Origin of the sequence: Enterobacter sp. JBIWA003 (assembly GCF_019968825.1) — a bacterium.
GTDB lineage: Bacteria > Pseudomonadota > Gammaproteobacteria > Enterobacterales > Enterobacteriaceae > Enterobacter > Enterobacter quasiroggenkampii.
This window is the reverse complement of the sequence record NZ_CP074170.1, coordinates 1,417,254-1,437,880: the sequence shown is the minus strand read 5'-3', so window position 1 is coordinate 1,437,880 and position 20,627 is coordinate 1,417,254. Positions and strand designations below refer to the sequence as shown.

The following is a 20,627-nucleotide window of genomic DNA, read 5'->3' as shown; positions in this document are numbered from 1 at the left end:
AGAATGGTAAAAACCATGTTAATGATATGTGCATGCTAAGATGTGATTGGTTATCGAAGACGGAAAAAAATATAAACAGAAGTGATTTTAATTAACGCGAAACAAAAGCCTCATTTCGATGCGCGGCAAACAATAAAGCATAGTCGGGCCAGGTTATTTTTCCATGGCATTTATGCAACCCTTCGTAATTACATTTATTTTACTTTTGTCACCCCATAACTTAACACCGAGGAGTGACTATTTAATGAAAAAGGCCGCAAACAGTGCAGCCTTTTAATGATATCAGCGGTTCTCAGGCAAGAAGAAGGCTAAAGGTTCGCGACTGTCCTGGTCTGAACGCCCCGACAATGCCTTCGTCTTCACCGTGGTCCATCAGCCGTTCATTCATGTCCGTTTCGCAGCACCGCTTCACCGCCGGATTGACGGATAGCATCGCGTCACATGCGCTGGACTGCGAAGGGTTGAACAGTCGAAGAATGAGCTCATCACGGTCTTCCGCTTTTTTGATCGCGCTGAGTACGCATCCCGTTGGCGAAATCGCTAACAGGCTGTAGCTTTCCGGTGTGGTCAACGACGCGCGATTCAACTTCATTGCATCCCAGGGGATCTTGTTATAACACTGCACCGGCGTTAACCACGATTGAGCCTGATGCGCGACACCCGCGTTTTCCGGCGAGCCGCTGAAGCTGAAGAGGCTAAAGCGACAGCTTAGCGGACCACGCACCTGAGAGTCCGGGACCGGCATTTTGATACCGGATGGTCTGCCGGGGCGCAGGAGCAGATCTTCTTTGCCGAGTACCCCCACGCCGCGCAGCAAGGTCAGAGCAAATGCTTTTTGTTCATCGCCCACGACTTCAAATTCACGCAGCCCCTCGGTAAATAGCGCAAGCCCGTTTCGTTTTTCCTGCAGGACGGCGTAGTTAAGTAAATTCCAGACGGGAACCGGCGCTTCTTTCCACCCCTCCTCCTGCCAGTTTTGCATCGCTGCGTCCTGCACCGGGCGAGTGATCGAGCCAAACTGCGTATCCGCTAACACTTCCTCTGTCATAAACGGCGTTGGGATCAGCACGCGAACGCGGTGGTCATCGGCCTGATTATCCAGGCACACCACCACGTCAATGCGTCTGCTGTTATGGCTTAGCGTAATCTCAAATTCAGCGTCGAGATAGCCGTTTCGCTGGCGCGCCGCGCGTTCGGCCAGGTTCGCCGGAACGGCGATTCGATGGCGAATAACCGCCCTGCTCTGCCAGCCTTCATGCGTAACCTCAAATTCATGCCCGCCCTGCGCGGAAGTGAGTCTCCACTCTTCCCGCGAAGGCGAGTAGTCGTACTCGTCGCCATCATCCGAGCTCTCTTCGATTTCCAGCACGCGGTCATAAACAAGCCCGGTTTCTTTGTCGCGCAGGCGCAGCGTACCGTCGTCATTTACGTCAATCTGCCAGAAGGCGTTTTCAAGTAAGGATGCGGTGTTTTCCCCCGGAGAGAGTACTTTCCCGGCCACGTTAGGTTCGATAAACAGCGTACGGTAGCCCATCGCCGGCAGTATCTGGCTGAGCTGAATATCAAACTCCATAAACGGTTCGTAATTGCCGTAGTGAACAATCTGTCGGTCAATGAGGCCCGGGTCGAGCTCGCGTGCGCTGCGGATGAAATACGGGATCTCGTTGCCTTTGTCATCCCGCAGACGGAACTGGCTGGCGCGCAGTCGAATCGTGGTGTTCATCACCTCTTCACGCGGCCAGGGCATCAGGTTGAACATCACCAGCTTATCGGCATCGCTTTGCGGCATATTGTCGACAATCTTGCGCATATAGAAACGCGCCAGGTTATCTGCCATGTCCTCAGCCAGCTCGAAGCGGGAGACAATCTCGCGATGCACCTTGTCGCTGCAGCAGCAGCCGATGCTGTCGTGAGCGTGATTTTTGAGGATCTCTTTCCACATCTTCTCCAGCAGGCCGTGGTGGTAGTCGAAGCCCAGCGTCCAGGCAAGCGTCGCCAGCGGCTCAAGGATATTGACAATTTTGTTCTCAATACGCGCATGGGCGATTTTGATATCCATGCGCGTGGAGCCGATGGTCCGGTGCACGCGCATGTATTTACCGTCGATAAACTCACCTTTTAAGGTCGCCAGGTCATCGCGGTGCGCGTCGATGCGATCAAAGACCTCCTCAAACCGGCTCATCACAAATTGACGCTGCGGATAGATTTCACGCAGCTTCTCCATCACCGCGAAAATGTTCTGCTGCAGCGGCATCTGGTCGTGTCCGTTGGGCAGCAAAATCGCTTTGGTGACGGACGCCTTTTCCAGAACCTCGAAATAGCTGTCGAGCCGTTTTCGCAGCCCCGCTTCGTCCTCCGGTAAGTACTTACCAATCGCGTAGCCCAGTGGCAGCACCTGTGCCGTCACTTCACTCCCGTCCTGGCTCTGCCAGAGAAATTCGGTTTTATCGGTCCCGTGGCGTTCAGAACAACCGCGCCAGAACATCGTGCGTGTAATGCCAAACCCGTTATAGATATGCGGAAGCTGGCCGGACATGCCAAACGAATCCGGCAGATAGCCGATCTTCATCGGCTCGCCGAAGGCCATACAATCCCGGATGCCGTACATCAGGTTGCGGACAATCGACTCGCCGCTCACGATCGTGGTATCGGTCTGGGTATACCAGGGGCCGATAATCAGCTTTCCACGCTCGACAAGCGCCTTCACGCGAGAGCGGTTTTCGGGCACAACGGCAAAATAATCCTCCAGAACAGCCGTCTGTCCATCGAGAACATAGTATTTGTACTCATCATCCTGCTCCAGCCGGGTCAGGATCTCTTCCATATTATTGACCAGAAGAATACGCGACTCTTCGGTGGTGAAATACCACTCACGGTCCCAGTGCATATGCGGCGTGATATGAACGCGAGATACAGCTTTCATCTTCGTTTCCTGTTTGTGCGTTTTTACGATAAGGCGTCTTCAGTGACGTAGTTGCCCTTTTTTACCGCCTGGCGTCGCCAGAGCAGCAGAACCAGAGTGGAGATAGCGGTACCCACCAGCGCCGCACCAAACCAGCCCGCCGCAGCAACCACACCACCCAACCCGGCATCGTGAAGTAAAAAAAGAGAGAAAATCCCGGCCCCCGGCGTAGACAACCCGATCCCCATCGCACCGACAGCCGCGCCTGTCACCATGGATCCGAGTACAAATGAGCCAATAACGCGAAGCGGATCTTCTATCGCCATCGGAATCGCCCCTTCGGTAATGCCCGCGAGGCCGAGCAACCAGGTCGATTTGCCGGTTTCAATTTCAAACGACTTAAACAGCTTCGGTGCCAGCATCGTTGACGCCGTGACGGTGAAGGCTGAGACCATTTTGACGGAGGCAAAGATCGCATAGGGACCGTATACCCCGTTCGCCATCGCCCCCAGGCAGAACGCGTAAGAGGCTTTGTTGACCGGACCACCCAAATCGAATGAGCACATAAACCCGAGGATTGCCCCCAGAAGCAGCGCATTCGCGCCGGACAGACCGTTAAGCCAGACGGTGAGCGTGTTATTGAGCCAGGCCACCGGTTCGCCAATCACAAACAGCATCAGGCTGCCCGCGCCCAGCACGCCAATCACCGGATAGAGATAAAAAGTCAGAAAGCCGTTGTAGCGACTACTGAGCCGGATGTGGTTTTTCACCCAGCGCATCAGATAGCCCGCGATCAGCCCGCCGACGATAGCGCCAAGAAAACCGGAGCCGATCATGTTGGCAGCCAGACCGGCCGCAAAGCCCGGCGTCAGCGCAGGTTTATCCGCCAGCGAGTAGGCGGTATAGGCCGACAGGACAGGCACCATCAAAATGCCAAGCATGCCGCCGCCAAGCTTGCGGTACATCCACAGCCACGAGTTTTCCTGGTCAAACAGGTGCTGCAGGCCAAGGATTTGCGCCAGCAGTACCGATACGGCCAGCACCGTACCGCCAGCGACGATCAGCGGCACCGCAAAAGAGATGCCGCTGAGAAGCGCCTGCTTGAGTTCAGTTTTAACGCGCTTTTTCGTTTCGGTATCGACTTGCGCCTGGCGCGCATGGGTAGAAGGCTTTAGCGCCAGCGCGCGCTCAATCAACGCTTCGGCATGACGCAGGGGTTCCGCAACGGGCACGGAAATGGCGGGGATCCCCTGAAAGCGCTCGCTCTCTTTGATCGCCACTTCAGCGGCAAAAATACACGCTTTCGCCTCCTGCAACTGCTGGGCAGTAATTCGCCCTTCGATGCCGTTCGCCCCCTGCTTTTCGACCACCACGTTGACGCCGAGCTTACGTCCCGCTTTCTCCAGGTACTCTGCGGCCATATAGGTATGCGCGATCCCCGCAGGACAGGCGGTGACACAGACGACGGTTGGTGCATTCACCGGCGTATCATCCTCGTCTTCCTTCGAGACACCGTTCAGCGCATCAAGCAGATCCTCTGCCGTCTCGGCAGCCATAACGCGCTCCCGGAGGGCATCATCGGCAAGGCGAGACGTCAGCGCCGTCAGCACCTGAATATGCGTGGATCCCGCTTCAGCTGGCGGGATGGCAAGCAGGACGATCAGCTCTACGCGTTCAGGGCCGTCCACCCCCTCCCACTCCAGCGGTTCGCGCAGCGTAGCAACCGCAAAAGCCGCTTCGTTCACCGCGTTCGATTTACCATGCGGAACAGCAAGCCCTTCACCCAGTGCGGTTGGCCCCTGCGATTCGCGACGGTAGACCTCCGCCAAAAATGCATCGCCATCTGTAATTTTGCCCAGCGCCACCAGCCGCATTGTAAGCTGGCGAATGGCCTCATCACGGCTGGCATAGTGCGCCTGCACGCAGACAGCACTGGTGTGGGTCAGAGTCGTCAGGTTCATAAGATCCTCACACATAAGTTGTTATTGTCTGGCGGCAATTTTGGCAGGTCACACAATACATTTATGTGATCAATTTCACTAACAACGCAAATTTGTATTTAAGTTGTATTATTTACAAATTTTAAGTGGGAGGCATAATTCCATGAAAAGGTATTAGAAAGGCAGATTCGATGGGTAACAAACCGATGTACCGGCAAATAGCCGATGCGCTTCGCGAAAAAATCAGTGCGGGAGAGTTAAAGCCTGGCGATGCGTTACCGACGGAATCCAGCCTTCAGGAGGCATTCAACGTGAGTCGCGTCACGGTGAGACAGGCGCTGAAGCTGCTTACGGAAGAGCAGATCGTCGAGAGCATTCAGGGCAGCGGCACCTACGTAAAAGAAGAGCGCGTCAATTACGATATTTACCAGCTCACCGGGTTTTACGAAAAACTGGCGGACCGGAACGTGGATACCCACAGTGAGGTGAGCATTTTCGAAGTGCTGAAAGCCGATGCAAAACTTGCCGAAAAGCTGAATATCTCTCATGACGATAAAGTCTGGCACGTCAAACGCGTCCGCTTTATCAAACAAAAACCGGTAAATCTGGAAGAAACGTGGATGCCGCTAGCCCTGTTCCCCGATCTCACCTGGGAAGTGATGGAGAATTCGAAATACCACTACGTTGAGCAGATCAAAAAGCTGGTTATCGATCGCAGCGAGCAGGAGCTGGTGCCGATCATGCCGTCAGAGGAGGCGATCGCCGCGCTGTCGCTCGATCCGACAAAGCCGATCCTGGAAAAAGTCTCCCGCGGGTTTCTGAAGGACGGACGGGTATTTGAATACAGCCGCAACGTGTTCAATACCGATGATTACAAGTTCACGCTAGTCGCCAGACGCAGGCAATAAAAAAGGCCGCTTTACAGCGGCCAACCATGTCGAAACGGACATTTTTATACTGCAACGCCCCCCTTCCGGGGAGCAGAGAGGACTTACTTAATGATGGATTTCAGTGCTTCGCCGATATCCGCCAGGCTGCGAACGGTCTTCACGCCTGCGGCTTCCAGCGCTGCGAATTTCTCATCAGCCGTACCTTTACCACCAGCGATGATCGCGCCTGCGTGACCCATACGCTTGCCTTTCGGCGCAGTCACACCCGCGATGTAGCCAACAACTGGCTTGGTCACGTGTTCTTTGATGTAAGCAGCGGCTTCTTCTTCCGCGCTACCACCGATCTCACCGATCATCACGATCGCTTCGGTCTGTGGATCTTCCTGGAACAGCTTCAGGATGTCGATGAAGTTAGAACCCGGGATTGGGTCACCGCCGATGCCCACGCAGGTGGACTGGCCGAAGCCGTAGTCGGTGGTCTGCTTAACCGCTTCATAGGTCAGGGTACCGGAACGGGACACGATGCCCACTTTACCCGGCTTGTGAATGTGGCCCGGCATGATGCCGATTTTGCATTCGCCCGGGGTGATAACGCCTGGGCAGTTCGGGCCGATCATACGCACGCCAGCTTCATCCAGCTTCACCTTCACGGTCAGCATATCCAGCGTCGGGATACCTTCGGTGATGGTGATGATCAGTTTGATGCCTGCGTCGATCGCTTCCAGAATAGAATCTTTGCAGAACGGCGCCGGAACGTAGATCACGGTCGCGGTTGCGCCCGTCGCTTCTACGGCTTCACGCACGGTGTTGAACACTGGCAGGCCCAGGTGGGTAGTGCCACCTTTACCTGGCGTTACGCCGCCAACCATCTGCGTGCCGTAGGCAATCGCCTGTTCGGAGTGGAAAGTCCCCTGGCTACCGGTGAAGCCCTGGCAGATAACCTTGGTATCTTTATTAATTAAAACTGACATTATTTCCCCTCCACTGCGGCAACAACCTGCTGAGCTGCATCCGTCAGACTTTTCGCTGCAATAATATTCAGGCCGCTGTCAGCCAGTTTTTTCGCGCCGAGTTCAGCGTTGTTACCTTCCAGACGCACAACCACCGGAACGTTAACACCTACTTCTTCTACCGCGCCGATGATACCGTCGGCGATCAGGTCACAACGGACAATACCGCCGAAGATGTTAACCAGAACGGCCTTCACGTTGTCGTCGGAGAGAATGATTTTGAACGCTTCGGTTACGCGCTCTTTGGTTGCGCCACCGCCCACGTCGAGGAAGTTTGCTGGCTCACCGCCGTGCAGCTTAACGATGTCCATGGTGCCCATTGCCAGGCCCGCACCGTTAACCATGCAACCGATGTTACCGTCCAGCGCCACGTAGTTCAGTTCCCACTGTGCCGCCTGCGCTTCACGCGGGTCTTCCTGAGACTGGTCGCGCATTTCGCGCAGATCCGGCTGGCGGAACAGCGCGTTGCCGTCAGCGCCCAGCTTGCCGTCGAGGCAGATCAGATCGCCCTGGGTCGTGATCACCAGCGGGTTGATCTCGATCAGCGCCAGATCGCGCTCCAGGAAGATGGTCGCCAGACCCATGAAGATCTTGGTGAACTGCTGAACCAGTTTACCTTCCAGACCCAGCTTGAACGCCAGCTCGCGACCCTGGTAAGGCATTGGGCCTGCCAGCGGATCGATAGCCACTTTGTGGATCAGGTGTGGGGTTTCTTCCGCCACTTTTTCGATTTCCACGCCGCCTTCGGTAGACGCCATGAACACCACGCGACGGGAGCTACGGTCAACCACCGCGCCCAGATAAAGTTCTTTCGCGATATCGGTCGCCGCTTCCACCAGGATCTGGTTAACCGGCTGGCCGTTCGCATCTGTCTGGTACGTTACCAGACGCTTGCCGAGCCAATGTTCAGCAAACGCACGAATCTCTTCTTTGCTCTTAACAACCTTCACACCGCCCGCTTTACCACGGCCACCAGCGTGAACCTGACACTTAACTACCCACGGGCCGGAACCGATTTTAGATGCGGCTTCTTCTGCTTCACGCGGGGTAGTACAGGCATAACCCACCGGAGCCGGTAAGCCATACCGGGCAAACAGCTGTTTGGCCTGATATTCATGTAAGTTCATGTGTTCTATCCATCCTTCAGGGTAATCGTTATCTTCAAACCTGTAGACCGGCGCAGCGTGTGCCGGTCCACGGGGCAGGTGATGCTAAATCGTGACTAGACGTCCAGCAGCAGACGCGTTGGATCTTCCAGCAGCTCTTTAATGGCAACCAGGAAGCCCACGGACTCGCGGCCGTCGATCAGGCGGTGGTCGTAAGAGAGCGCCAGGTACATCATCGGCAGGATCTCAACTTTACCGTCTACCGCCATCGGGCGATCTTTAATGGCATGCATACCCAGGATCGCGCTCTGCGGCGGGTTAATGATCGGGGTAGACATCAGCGAGCCGAATACGCCGCCGTTGGTAATGGTGAAGTTACCGCCGGTCAGGTCGTCTACGGTCAGCTTGCCGTCGCGGCCTTTCACAGCCAGCTCTTTAATGTTTTTCTCGATGTCAGCCATACCCAGGGTATCCACATCACGCAGAACCGGGGTCACCAGGCCACGTGGGGTGGAAACCGCCATGCTGACGTCGAAGTAGTTGTGGTAAACCACGTCATCGCCATCGATGGACGCGTTCACTTCCGGGTAGCGTTTCAGCGCTTCAACCACCGCCTTCACGTAGAAGGACATAAAGCCCAGACGAATACCGTGACGTTTTTCAAACGCGTCACCGTACTGCTTACGCAGGTCCATGATTGGCTTCATGTTTACTTCGTTGAAGGTGGTCAGCATCGCGGTAGAGTTTTTCGCTTCCAGCAGACGCTCGGCCACGCGCTTACGCAGGCGGGTCATTGGCACGCGTTTTTCGCTGCGTGCGCCCAGCGCAGGCTGTGCTGCCGGTGCTGCCGCAGGGGCTTTCGCTTCTGCCTGAGCAGGCGCTTTCGCCAGATGCTTGTCGATGTCTTCGCGGGTCAGACGACCGCCCACACCGGTGCCTTTAATGGCTGCCGGGTCAAGGCTGTGTTCCGCCAGCAGGCGACGGATCGCCGGGCTGAGGGCGTCGTTAGACTGCTCTTCCAGAGAGGCCTGCTGGCGCTGCGCTGGCGTGGACGCTTTCTCTTCAGATTTCGCGCTGGACTCTTTGCCCGCGCTGTTGCCTTCACGCAGGCGACCCAGGATCTGACGAGAAGTCACGGTGGTACCTTCATCTTCCAGCACCGCGTCCAGAACGCCATCCGCCGAAGCCGGTACTTCCAGTACCACTTTGTCAGTTTCGATTTCTACCAGCACTTCATCGCGCTTAACGGCATCGCCTGGTTTTTTGTGCCAGGTAGCGACGGTCGCATCTGCTACAGATTCAGGCAGGTCGGGAACAAGAATATCTACGCTACTCATTATGTATCCTTTAATTAATCGACGTTCAGCGCGTCATTGACCAGATCTTGTTGCTGCTTCTGGTGAACGGACATATACCCTACCGCCGGAGAGGCGGAGGCCGGGCGACCTGCATAGCGCAGGGCTGACCCAAATGGAATCACTTCACGGAAATGATGCTGGCTGCAGTACCATGCGCCCTGGTTGAGCGGCTCTTCCTGGCACCAGACAAAATCATGAACGTGAGCGTACGGTTTCAGCGCTTCCTGCACCGCCTGGTGCGGGAACGGATAAAGCTGTTCGATACGCACGATGGCGACATCTTTCTGATCGTTCTTACGGCGCTGTTCCAGCAGGTCGTAATAAACCTTACCAGAACACATAACCACACGCTTCACGGCCTGCGGATCCAGCTCGTCAATTTCACCGATGGCTGGCAGGAAGGTACCGTTGGCCAGCTCTTCCAGGCTGGACACCGCCAGCGGGTGACGCAGCAGGGATTTCGGTGACATGACCACCAGCGGACGACGCATACCGCGCAGCGCCTGACGACGCAGCATGTGGTAGACCTGCGCCGGGGTCGACGGCACGCAAACCTGCATGTTCTGCTCGGCGCAGAGCTGCAGATAACGTTCCAGACGCGCGGAGGAGTGCTCCGGACCCTGGCCTTCATAGCCGTGCGGCAGCAGCATCACCAGACCACACATACGGCCCCACTTCTGCTCGCCGGAGGAGATGAACTGGTCGATAACCACCTGCGCACCGTTGGCGAAGTCGCCGAACTGCGCTTCCCAGATGGTCAGGGTGCGCGGTTCTGCCGTTGCGTAACCGTACTCGAAAGCCAGTACCGCTTCTTCAGACAGCACGGAGTCCCAGACCTTGAACTGGCCCTGACCGTTGTGCACGTGCTGCAGCGGGGTGTAGGTTGAACCGTTAGACTGGTTGTGAACGACCGCGTGACGGTGGAAGAAGGTTCCACGGCCCGCATCTTCACCGGACAGACGCACAGGAATGCCTTCGTCAACCAGCGTCGCGTAAGCCAGCGTTTCCGCGCCGCCCCAGTCGAACAGCTTCTCGCCTGCCGCCATGGCCTGACGGTCAGCATAAATTTTCGCTACGCGAGATTGCATTTCGATAGCGTCCGGCACGGTGCTGATGCGTTTAGCCAGCTCCTGCAGGCGCTTCATCTCCACCTTGTTCGGGTAGCTCTCATCCCACTCGTGGTTGAGGTACGGCGACCAGGTAAAGGAGTGCATGTTCATCGGGCGCAGCTCTTTCACTACGCACTCACCCGCATCCAGTGCGTCGCGGTAAAGGTTGACCATTTCGGTCGCATCTTCCAGCGTCGCCACTTTGTCGCTCTCCAGCTTGTCAGCATAGATTTTGCGCGGGGTCGGGTGTTTTTTGATTTTCTGGTACATCAGCGGCTGGGTTGCACTTGGCTCATCCGCTTCGTTGTGGCCGTGACGGCGGTAGCAGAAGAGGTCAATGAACACATCGCGTTTGAAGGTGTTACGGAAGTCCAGCGCCAGACGGGTAACGAAAGCCACGGCTTCCGGGTCATCCGCGTTAACGTGGAAGATCGGCGCCTGCACCATCTTACCGATGTCGGTGCAGTACGGGGTAGAACGCGCGTCCAGCGGGTTAGAGGTGGTGAAGCCCACCTGGTTGTTGATTACGATGCGAACGGTACCGCCCACTTCATAACCACGCGCTTTCGACATGTTCAGGGTTTCCTGCACCACGCCCTGCCCTGTCACCGCCGCATCACCGTGGATGGTGATTGGCAGAACTTTGTTGCTGCTCGGCTCGTCCAGACGATCCAGACGCGCGCGCACGGAACCGATAACCACCGGGCTGACGATCTCCAGGTGTGACGGGTTAAACGCCAGCGCCAGGTGAACCAGACCGCCTTCGGTTTCGATATCAGACGAGAAGCCCATGTGGTACTTCACGTCGCCGGTGCCGAGGTGTTCTTTATGTTTGCCCGCGAATTCGTCGAACAGGTCCTGCGGTTTTTTACCCAGCACGTTGACCAGTACGTTCAGACGACCACGGTGTGCCATGCCCAGCACCACTTCACGGGTGCCGCTCTTGCCTGCGTGACGAATCAGCTCTTTCAGCATCGGCACCAGGGCGTCACCACCTTCCAGCGAGAAGCGTTTTGCGCCCGGGAACTTCGCGCCCAGATAGCGCTCAAGGCCTTCCGCTGCGGTCAGTTCGCTGAGGAAGCGTTTTTTCTCGTCAGCCGAGAAGGTCGCGTGGCCCGCTACGGATTCGATGCGCTGCTGGATCCAGCGCTTCTCTTCGGTAGAGGTAATGTGCATGTATTCCGCGCCGATGGAGCCGCAGTAGGTTTGCTTGAGCGCGTCAATCAGATCGCCCAGCTTCATCGTGTCTTTGCCGATGGCAAAGGAACCTACGTTAAAGCTTTCCTGGAAATCGGCCTCGGTCAGATCGTGATACGCCGGGTCGAGATCGGCCACACGGTCTTGTTTCCACAGTCCCAGCGGATCAAGATTCGCATGCTGGTGACCACGGAAGCGATAAGCGTTGATAAGCTGCAGGACTTTAACCTGCTTCGCATTGGTGTCAGGGTCGGAAATCGCAGAAGAGTAACGTGAGGCATCCTTCGCCAGACGACGGAAATAATCACGTGTTTTGGAATGGAATTGATCCGGTTTGACCCCTGTACCAGGCAACTGCTGGAACATGGAACGCCAGTTTGCGTCCACTGAGTCAGGATCGGTTAAGAAGTCTTCATAGAGCTGTTCTATCCAGCTCTGGTTGGCACCAGAGAGGTAAGAAGAGTCCAGCCAGGCTTTCATTGCGCCGTTCTGCATCGTGATCCCTTAAGCATTTTTATGCTTACTTTCGCCGTAGAAACTACCACGCACACCACGTGTACGTGCCGGGGTTCACCTGCGAGCTCTTTGTGGCCCGCGAAGGAACCTTTAGAAACTGTCTAGACTTCAGGGCAGTTTTTAAAGGTTTCTGCATTTTGCCCGGTGGCACTACGCTTACCGGGCCTACAGTTTCGTAGGCCGGATAAGCGCAGCACCATCCGGCAAATTTACTTACGCACTGCGCTGCAGCAGCATCGACTTAATATGGCCGATGGCACGCGTCGGGTTCAGCCCCTTCGGACACACACTGACGCAGTTCATGATGCTATGGCAGCGGAATACGCTGAAAGCGTCACTCAGTCCTTCCAGACGGCTGTCGGTTTCGGTGTCGCGGCTATCTATCAGGAAGCGATAGGCAGCCAGCAGACCGGCCGGGCCGATAAACTTGTCCGGGTTCCACCAGAACGACGGGCAGGACGTAGAACAGCATGCGCAGAGAATACACTCGTACAGACCATCGAGTTTTTCACGCTGCTCAGGAGACTGTAAGTGCTCACGAGCAGGTGGATTTTGCCCATTATTCAATAAGTAAGGCTTAATCTTCTCATATTGTGCATAGAATTGCCCCATGTCTACCACCAAATCACGCACGACCGGCAGGCCTGGCAGAGGACGGATAACAATTTTCTGACCAGGACGCTGCAACGCTGAAATTGGCGTGATGCAGGCCAGGCCATTTTTGCCGTTCATGTTCACACCGTCAGAGCCACACACCCCTTCACGGCAGGAGCGGCGGAACGACAGGGTTGGATCTTTTTCTTTCAGCTGGATTAAGGCATCCAGCAGCATCATGTCACGACCTTCTTCCGCTTCCAGCGTGTAATCCTGCATGCGCGGAGCGTCGTCTACATCCGGGTTATAACGATAAACTGAGAATTCGAGTTTCATTATCCTGTCTCCGCATTAGTAAGTACGAATCTTCGGCGGGAACGCCGGACGCAGTTTCGGTTCCATATTGACGCTACGACGCGTCATGGTTTCCGACTCTGGCAGATACAGGGAATGGCACAGCCAGTTTTCGTCATCACGCTCCGGGAAGTCGAAGCGGCTATGCGCGCCACGGCTTTCGGTACGGAAGTTTGCCGACATCGCGGTCGCGAACGCGGTTTCCATCAGGTTATCCAGCTCCAGGCACTCAACGCGCTGGGTGTTGAACTCGCTGGAAGTGTCGTCCAGACGGGCATTTTTCAGACGCTCGCGGATCGCTTTCAGCTGCTCAAGACCTTTAGCCATCGCGTCGCCTTCACGGAATACCGAGAAGTTGTGCTGCATGCATTCCTGCAGCGCTTTGCGGATTTCCACCGGATCTTCGCCGTTACGGTTGCCGTTCCAGCGGTTGAGGCGCTCAAGAGAGGCATCAATTTCGTCGTCGGTTGCGTCACGCAGCGCGCCCTGCTCGGCAATGGATTCCTGCAGATGCAGACCCACCGCACGACCAAACACCACCAGATCCAGCAGCGAATTGCCGCCCAGACGGTTTGCCCCGTGTACGGATACGCAGGCAATTTCGCCCACCGCGAACAGGCCAGGAATGACCACGTCTTCGCCCTGCTCGTTCACGGTCAGCGCCTGACCGGTCACTTTGGTCGGAATACCGCCCATCATGTAGTGGCAGGTTGGGATAACCGGAATCGGCTCTTTCACCGGATCGACGTGCGCGAAGGTGCGGGACAGTTCCAGAATGCCCGGCAGACGGGACTCCAGCACTTCTTTACCCAGATGGTCGAGTTTCAGCTTCGCGTGTGGACCCCATGGGCCGTCACAGCCGCGGCCTTCACGGATTTCGATCATAATGGAACGCGCCACCACGTCACGACCCGCCAGGTCTTTCGCATTCGGGGCATAACGCTCCATGAAGCGCTCGCCGTGTTTGTTCAGCAGGTAGCCACCTTCACCACGGCAGCCTTCCGTCACCAGAACGCCCGCACCGGCGATACCGGTTGGGTGGAACTGCCACATCTCCATATCCTGCACCGGCACGCCCGCGCGGATAGCCATACCGACACCGTCACCGGTGTTGATGTGGGCGTTGGTGGTGGACTGGTAGATACGGCCTGCACCGCCGGTCGCCAGCACGGTAGCGCGGGCTTTGAAGTAAACCACTTCACCGGTTTCGATACACAGCGCGGTACAGCCAACAATTGCGCCATCGGCGTTTTTCACCAGATCCAGCGCATACCACTCGGAGAAGATGGTGGTGTGGTTTTTCAGGTTCTGCTGATACAGAGTGTGCAGCAGCGCGTGACCGGTACGGTCAGCCGCCGCCGCGGTGCGTGCCGCCTGCTCGCCGCCGAAGTTTTTCGACTGGCCGCCAAACGGACGCTGATAGATGGTGCCATTTTCCAGACGGGAGAACGGCAGACCCATATGGTCCAGCTCCAGAATCGCTTCCGGGCCGGTTTTACACATATATTCGATGGCATCCTGGTCGCCGATGTAATCGGAACCTTTTACCGTGTCATACATGTGCCATTCCCAGTTATCTTCATGGGAGTTACCCAGCGCAACGGTGATACCGCCCTGCGCGGATACAGTGTGGGAACGGGTCGGGAAAACTTTAGAGAGCAGCGCACAGCTCTGGCCGCTCTGGGAAATTTGCAGTGCGGCACGCATACCTGCGCCACCGGCACCAATCACAACAGCATCAAATTCTCTGACTGGCAATTTCATTACACACCCCACACCACAACGAATCCATAAATAACGTAAACCACCAGTGCAACGACAATGGCCAGCTGCAGTGGGAGGCGAATCGCCAGCGGTTTAACGTAATCGGTCAACACCTGCCACATGCCAATCCAGGCATGAATAAGGATGGAGAACAGGGCCAGCAGGGTGAACACTTTGGTGAAGGCGGATCCGAAGAACCCACTCCAGATTTCCCACGTCAGCGTGCCGCTGGTCGCGAAGAAACCGATCATATAGATGATGTAGAGGGTGAGAACGATGGCGGTAGCACGGACCAGAATGAAGTCATGTACGCCGTTGCGTCCTAATGCGGAGGCGTTGCTTACCATACGAGAACTCCTGCGAGAAGTGAAAGCACGACTGTAATCACAAATGAAATGTTAGCGGAGCGTTTTCCGGCTTCGAAGGTTTCTTCCAGGTAGCCAAAGTCCATCAGCATATGGCGAACACCCACCACAACGTGGTACGCCAGTGCGGTCAGAATGCCCCACATGATGAATTTCACGAAGAAGCTGTTCATGATGGCTGAGGCCTGGAGGAATCCTTCAGGGGAAGAGAGGCTGGTGCCCAGTAACCACAGCAGAATACCGACCGCCACAAACGTAATCACACCAGAAACACGGTGCAGAATGGACGCTATTGCTGTTACGGGGAACCGGATCGTTTTGAGATCCAGATTGACAGGTCTTTGTTTTTTCACATTTCTTATCATGAATAACGCCCACATGCTGTTCTTATTGTTTCCTTCCTCCGGACTGCGATGCGGGTCAGACAGCGTTCCTTTTCTATAACTGCGCGTCATGCAAAACAGTGCTTCCAGATGCTTAAACGACACATTACAACGCTGGGTGGCTCGGGATTGCAGGGTGTTCCGGAGACCTGGCGGCAGTATAGGCCGTTCACAAAATCATTACAATTAACCTACATACAGTTTGTCGGGTTTTCTCTGGAACAGTGATCAGGGTCACGATAACAACATCTTTTTAATTTTTAATCATCTGATTTGACAAATGTTAAACAATATTGTTACAAACGTCATCAGAAAAGGCATATAATGCGCAAAAGTTATGAGGTCTCTCTTTCACCTGACAAATAGTTATGTAACAGTGTGATGGTATTGACCGAAGTTATCAGGACAGTTATTAGTGATATACAGGTTTGAATAATTCGGACTGCAAAAACGCTGATTTGCTGTTGTTTCACTGATATTTCATTCGTTTACCTGCAAGGCGCCATAGCTCTGTACCCTGGTTTGTCCTCGTGAGCTGAGCGGTAAGCCAAATAACAATCTGGTAACGGTGATTAACAGCTGAAAGCAAATCCGGTAAAGCGCAGTCTTAAGCATAAGGCGCTAAGGAGACCGTAAATGGCTGATACAAAGGCAACGCTCACCCTAAATGGTGACACTGCTATTGAACTGGATGTGCTAAAAGGCACGCTCGGTCAGGATGTTATTGATATCCGTACGCTGGGTTCCAAAGGGATGTTTACCTTTGACCCTGGATTTACCTCTACCGCATCTTGCGAATCCAAAATCACCTTTATCGACGGTGACGAAGGTATCCTGCTCCATCGCGGCTTCCCTATCGATCAGTTAGCCACCGAATCCAACTACCTGGAAGTGTGCTACATCCTGCTGAACGGCGAAAAACCGACGCAGGCCCAGTTCGATGAATTTAAAACCACCGTGACCCGTCACACCATGATCCATGAGCAGATTACCCGTCTGTTCCATGCGTTCCGTCGTGACTCTCACCCAATGGCGGTGATGTGCGGAATTACCGGTGCGCTGGCAGCGTTCTACCACGATTCCCTTGACGTAAATAATCCGCGTCACCGTGAAATCGCCGCTTACCGTCTGCTGTCCAAAATGCCGACCATGGCGGCGATGTGTTACAAATACTCCATCGGTCAGCCGTTTGTGTATCCGCGCAACGACCTCTCCTACGCGGGCAACTTCCTGCGCATGATGTTCTCCACGCCGTGCGAAGAGTATGAAGTGAACCCGGTTCTGGAACGCGCGATGGACCGTATTCTGATCCTGCATGCTGACCACGAACAGAACGCCTCGACCTCCACCGTCCGTACCGCAGGCTCTTCAGGCGCGAACCCGTTCGCCTGTATCGCTGCGGGCATCGCCTCCCTGTGGGGACCGGCGCACGGCGGCGCGAACGAAGCGGCACTGAAGATGCTGGAAGAGATCAGCACCGTTGAGCATATTCCTGAGTTCGTGCGTCGCGCGAAAGACAAGAATGACTCCTTCCGCCTGATGGGCTTCGGTCACCGTGTTTACAAAAACTACGACCCACGCGCCACCGTGATGCGTGAGACCTGCCACGAAGTGCTGAAAGAGCTGGGTACCAAAGATGACCTGCTGGAAGTGGCGATGGAGCTGGAACACATCGCGCTGAACGACCCGTACTTCATCGAGAAGAAACTCTACCCGAACGTCGATTTCTACTCTGGCATTATTCTGAAAGCGATGGGCATTCCGTCTTCCATGTTCACCGTCATCTTCGCGATGGCCCGTACCGTAGGCTGGATTGCGCACTGGAACGAAATGCACAGCGAAGGCATGAAGATCGCCCGTCCTCGTCAGCTGTATACCGGCTACGAGCAGCGTGATTTTAAGTCTGACCTGAAGCGCTAAAAGTTAAGCCCGGTGGCGCTACCGCTTACCGGGCCTACAATTAAATGCGAAACGTAGGCCGGGTAAGGCGTAGCCGCCACCCGGCTTTTTTACATCTGGCACCCTGGACACCAGTAAAACGGTCTGGAAGAGATCGTAGCCTTCTCAATCACGCCGCCGCACCGCTCGCACTTTTTCCCCGCCCGATGAAACACTTTGAACCGGAACAGCGCCCCGTGGTGCTTGTTTTCATCTACGATGCCGCGCGTGTTGTACGACAGCCGCGGGATGTCCAGCAGCGCGTGGGACAGCGCTTCCAGCTGTTCATCGCTCAGCTGAGAGGCTTTATGCTGCGGCGCCAGCCCGACTTCCCAGAGGATTTCCACTCGCAGGTAGTTGCCAAGCCCGGCCAGAAACGCCTGGTCAAGAAACAGGCCGGAAAACTGCCGGTTGCGGAATGTGGGCGATAGCAGTCGGGCCTTCACATCGCTCGCCGTCAGACGCATATCCAGCACGTCCGGCCCCACTCGCTGTAGGAACGGGTGCGTGAGGAGTTGCTCCGGCGTTAATATTTCGATATCAGAGGCGCTATAGAGCAGGATCGCCTTATCGGCCGTTTGCAGCCTGACGCGCAGCACGCGGGTAGTCTGCGGCTGTTCACCCGCCTCCACCACGCGCCAGACGCCGTAAAGCTGGTTATGGCTATATAACGTCAGGTTATGGGAAAAATGCGTGAGCAGCGCTTTGCCGCGCGTTTCAATATGCGTTACCGACTGCCCCACCAGCTGTGATTCAAACGGTTTCAGTTGAGGAAAAGCAAACCAGACCTCCGTCAGGGGTTTGCTCTTTATCGCCGCCTCGAGGCTATCCGCCGCGCGGCGGATCTCCGGGCCTTCTGGCATTTTTCTGTCCTTTCATGATTAGTCTGCGCTGACAAGAATGCCCTCTTCAGAGAACGCTGCCCGCAAGCGGCGCGCGAACTGGAGCGCATGCTCGCCATCACCATGTAAACATACCGTATCAGCCTGAACGTGCGCCGATGTGCCATCTACGGCGGTCACTCGCCCGGCGCGCACCATCTCCAGCGTCTGCGCCAGCGCTTGACCTTCGTCCGTTATCAACGCACCGGCTTGCGTACGCGGTACAAGACTGCCATCGGGTTGATAACCCCGGTCGGCAAAGACCTCCTGCCGCGTGGTTAACCCCAGACGCTCGCCGGCGCGAATAAGCTCGCTGCCTGCCAGCCCCACAAGGATCAGCTGCGGGTTGCAATCGCGTACCGCACGAGCAATCGCTTCCGCCAGCGCCGGATCTTTTGCCGCCTGGTTATAGAGCATGCCGTGCGGCTTCACGTGGCGCAGCACGCCCTTCCCGGCGCGAACCATCGCCTCCAGCGCGCCAATCTGGTAGAGCACCTGAGCGTAGACCGTCTCAGGCGGCAGGTCCATCGCGGTGCGGCCAAAGTTTTCCCGGTCAGGGAAGCTCGGGTGAGCGCCAATCGCCACGCCATTTTTGATGGCATGACGCACGCTCTCTAGCATGGTTTGCGCATCGCCCGCGTGAAAGCCGCAGGCGATATTGACCGAGGAGACCAGCGTCATCAGCGCCGCATCGGCGCTGCCGCCCTCGCCCAGATCGGCATTCAAATCAATCTTTACCATCGAGCCTCCACGCCAGCTGTTCGAGATAGCGCTGCTGATCCTGCCGCGCCTTTAGCGCCTCCTCCAGCGAACACTGCACAAAGTGAATCGGCTGTCCGAGGGGAATTTGCGCCAGATGGTAGCGATCGGCTTCAATGATGCAGGCAATTCGCGGATAGCCGCCCGTCGTCTGCGCGTCGTTCATTAACACGATCGGTTGCCCGTTGCCCGGCACCTGAATAACCCCAGGCAGTAAACCGTGGGAAAGCAGTTCCCTGTCGGTCGTCCGGATCAGCGGCTGTCCCTGCAGGCGGTAGCCCATACGGTTACTCTGCGGACTGAGCTTCCACGGCGAGCGCCAGAAGGACTCTTTGGAGGCCTCGTCGAACTCATGATATTCCGGCCCCGGTAAGGCGCGGATCTGGTTTCCCCAGAGAAGTTGTTTCACCCCCTGCGCCGTCGAGAAGTGACGCGAGGAGGGCTTAATCGCCAGGCGATCGCCATCGCGCAACAAACGTCCTTCGTGACCACCAATCCCGGCTTTCTGATCGGTACTGGATGAGCCCAGCACCTCAGGCACATCAATGCCGCCAGCCACCGCGAGATAGCTACGTACGCCGTGCAAAGGACGTTTTAAGGTCAGACGCTGTCCAGCTTTCGCCCGCAGACGCCAGCCGGTCCACACCGCTTTGCCGTCCAGCGTGGCATCACAGCCTGCGCCGGTGAGCGCGAACCAGGTCTCCTGACCAAACTCAATCACACACTGGCCGAGCGTAATTTCGAGCGCCGCCGTGCTGCCGGGGTTGCCCACCAGCACGTTAGCGATTTCCAGCGCAGGACGGTCCAGCGCGCCACAATAGCTCACGCCCGACTGGCGCATGCCAAAGCGGCCGGCATCCTGTACGGAGGTATAAAGCCCGGCGCGAATAAGCGTTAACATACCCCCTCCTTCTGCGGGATAAAGCGAAGGGTATCGCCCGGGCGCAGGAGTATTGGCGACGCCAGCCCGGGGTCAAATAACGGGGTGGCGGTATGCCCAATAAGCTGCCATCCCCCGGGCGAAGCCAGCGGATAGACGCCGGTCTGCTCGCCACCAATCGCGACCGTCCCCGCCGGTACGCTCAGGCGCGGTTCAGCGCGGCGCGGCGTATGCAGCCGGGGAGATAATCCCCCCAGATACGGAAATCCGGGCTGGAACCCCAGGAACCAGACGACGTAATCCACCGAACTGTGCAGCTCAACAACCTGCTTTTCGGTGAGCCCGCAGTGATCTGCGACCACACCAAGATCCGGTCCCCCCGTACCGCCATAAACGACCGGGATCTCAATGGCACGCGATTCCGGTTCCAGCGCCTCGCTCTCTTCCCACCAGCGCTGTAAACGTTCAATGGCATCCAGCGCCAGCGTATGCGGACTACGCAGCACCACCGTGATGTTATTCATCCCCGGAATGGCTTCAACGACGTCCGGCAGTTCGACCAGACGCTGGGTTAGCCGCCAGATACGCTTTTGCGTGGCAAGGGTCACCGGCGGCTCGAGCTCCAGAACCACTGCCGTTTCTCCCAGAAGATAACAACGCGCTCGCTGCACTCAGGCACCT

At 56.3% G+C, this 20,627-nt stretch carries 16 protein-coding genes; 2 read left to right on the top strand and 14 right to left on the bottom strand.

Annotated features, from left to right (window positions below; translation table 11 throughout):
• Positions 1–292: 292 nt before the first annotated feature.
• Positions 293–2,923: a mannosylglycerate hydrolase gene (gene mngB, locus KGP25_RS06815; RefSeq protein ID WP_223540158.1), complete on the bottom strand. Its 2,631-nt coding sequence runs from the start codon at positions 2,921–2,923 to the stop codon at positions 293–295.
• Between the two features lie 23 nt (positions 2,924–2,946).
• Positions 2,947–4,863 (bottom strand): PTS 2-O-a-mannosyl-D-glycerate transporter subunit IIABC, encoded by a 1,917-nt coding sequence (gene mngA / locus KGP25_RS06810; RefSeq protein WP_223540157.1) that lies wholly within the window; start codon positions 4,861–4,863, stop codon positions 2,947–2,949.
• A 170-nt stretch (positions 4,864–5,033) separates the two neighbouring features.
• Here mngA and KGP25_RS06805 point away from each other — a divergent pair, with 170 nt between their 5' ends.
• Positions 5,034–5,750 carry a GntR family transcriptional regulator gene (locus KGP25_RS06805; RefSeq protein WP_223540156.1) on the top strand — a complete coding sequence of 239 codons (717 nt, stop codon included), beginning with the start codon at positions 5,034–5,036 and terminating at the stop codon, positions 5,748–5,750.
• Between the two features lie 83 nt (positions 5,751–5,833).
• On the opposite strand, the gene sucD is transcribed toward KGP25_RS06805, so the two are convergent.
• From sucD to sdhC, 8 genes are all read right to left on the bottom strand, one after another.
• Positions 5,834–6,703, bottom strand: coding sequence for a succinate--CoA ligase subunit alpha (sucD, locus tag KGP25_RS06800; protein ID WP_008501094.1), 870 nt, complete (start codon positions 6,701–6,703; stop codon positions 5,834–5,836).
• Positions 6,703–7,869: an ADP-forming succinate--CoA ligase subunit beta gene (gene sucC, locus KGP25_RS06795; RefSeq protein ID WP_006809579.1), complete on the bottom strand. Its 1,167-nt coding sequence runs from the start codon at positions 7,867–7,869 to the stop codon at positions 6,703–6,705. Before sucC ends, sucD begins: the two co-directional genes overlap by 1 nt.
• Before the next feature lie 95 nt (positions 7,870–7,964).
• The gene (odhB, locus tag KGP25_RS06790; protein ID WP_008501093.1) at positions 7,965–9,185 is read right to left on the bottom strand and encodes a 2-oxoglutarate dehydrogenase complex dihydrolipoyllysine-residue succinyltransferase; all 1,221 of its coding nucleotides are present in this window, start codon (positions 9,183–9,185) and stop codon (positions 7,965–7,967) included.
• A 14-nt stretch (positions 9,186–9,199) separates the two neighbouring features.
• Positions 9,200–12,007, bottom strand: coding sequence for a 2-oxoglutarate dehydrogenase E1 component (sucA, locus tag KGP25_RS06785; RefSeq protein WP_008501092.1), 2,808 nt, complete (start codon positions 12,005–12,007; stop codon positions 9,200–9,202).
• A gap of 234 nt (positions 12,008–12,241) precedes the next feature.
• On the bottom strand, positions 12,242–12,958 hold the full coding sequence (gene sdhB, locus KGP25_RS06780; protein WP_008501090.1) for a succinate dehydrogenase iron-sulfur subunit SdhB: 717 nt from the start codon (positions 12,956–12,958) through the stop codon (positions 12,242–12,244).
• Positions 12,959–12,973: 15 nt separating this feature from the next.
• Positions 12,974–14,740 (bottom strand): succinate dehydrogenase flavoprotein subunit, encoded by a 1,767-nt coding sequence (gene sdhA, locus KGP25_RS06775; protein WP_008501089.1) that lies wholly within the window; start codon positions 14,738–14,740, stop codon positions 12,974–12,976.
• The gene (gene sdhD, locus KGP25_RS06770; protein WP_008501088.1) at positions 14,740–15,087 is read right to left on the bottom strand and encodes a succinate dehydrogenase membrane anchor subunit; all 348 of its coding nucleotides are present in this window, start codon (positions 15,085–15,087) and stop codon (positions 14,740–14,742) included. The genes sdhA and sdhD overlap by 1 nt, the downstream gene beginning before the upstream one ends.
• Positions 15,081–15,485 (bottom strand): succinate dehydrogenase cytochrome b556 subunit, encoded by a 405-nt coding sequence (sdhC, locus tag KGP25_RS06765; protein WP_020684965.1) that lies wholly within the window; start codon positions 15,483–15,485, stop codon positions 15,081–15,083. Before sdhC ends, sdhD begins: the two co-directional genes overlap by 7 nt.
• Before the next feature lie 639 nt (positions 15,486–16,124).
• Between sdhC and KGP25_RS06760 the strand changes: the two genes are divergently transcribed.
• Complete coding sequence (locus KGP25_RS06760) at positions 16,125–17,408, top strand: citrate synthase (protein ID WP_045909567.1); 1,284 nt, start codon at positions 16,125–16,127, stop codon at positions 17,406–17,408.
• An 89-nt stretch (positions 17,409–17,497) separates the two neighbouring features.
• On the opposite strand, the gene nei is transcribed toward KGP25_RS06760, so the two are convergent.
• From nei to pxpB, 4 genes are read right to left on the bottom strand one after another with little or no spacing between them, the layout of a single operon-like run.
• On the bottom strand, positions 17,498–18,289 hold the full coding sequence (gene nei / locus KGP25_RS06755) for an endonuclease VIII (protein ID WP_223540155.1): 792 nt from the start codon (positions 18,287–18,289) through the stop codon (positions 17,498–17,500).
• 18 nt (positions 18,290–18,307) lie between these two features.
• Entirely contained in the window at positions 18,308–19,048 is a 741-nt protein-coding gene (gene pxpA, locus KGP25_RS06750; protein ID WP_167212211.1) for a 5-oxoprolinase subunit PxpA, read from the bottom strand.
• Entirely contained in the window at positions 19,035–19,967 is a 933-nt protein-coding gene (pxpC, locus tag KGP25_RS06745; RefSeq protein ID WP_048026969.1) for a 5-oxoprolinase subunit PxpC, read from the bottom strand. Before pxpC ends, pxpA begins: the two co-directional genes overlap by 14 nt.
• Positions 19,961–20,617: a 5-oxoprolinase subunit PxpB gene (pxpB, locus tag KGP25_RS06740; protein ID WP_028015941.1), complete on the bottom strand. Its 657-nt coding sequence runs from the start codon at positions 20,615–20,617 to the stop codon at positions 19,961–19,963. Before pxpB ends, pxpC begins: the two co-directional genes overlap by 7 nt.
• Positions 20,618–20,627 lie beyond the last annotated feature (10 nt).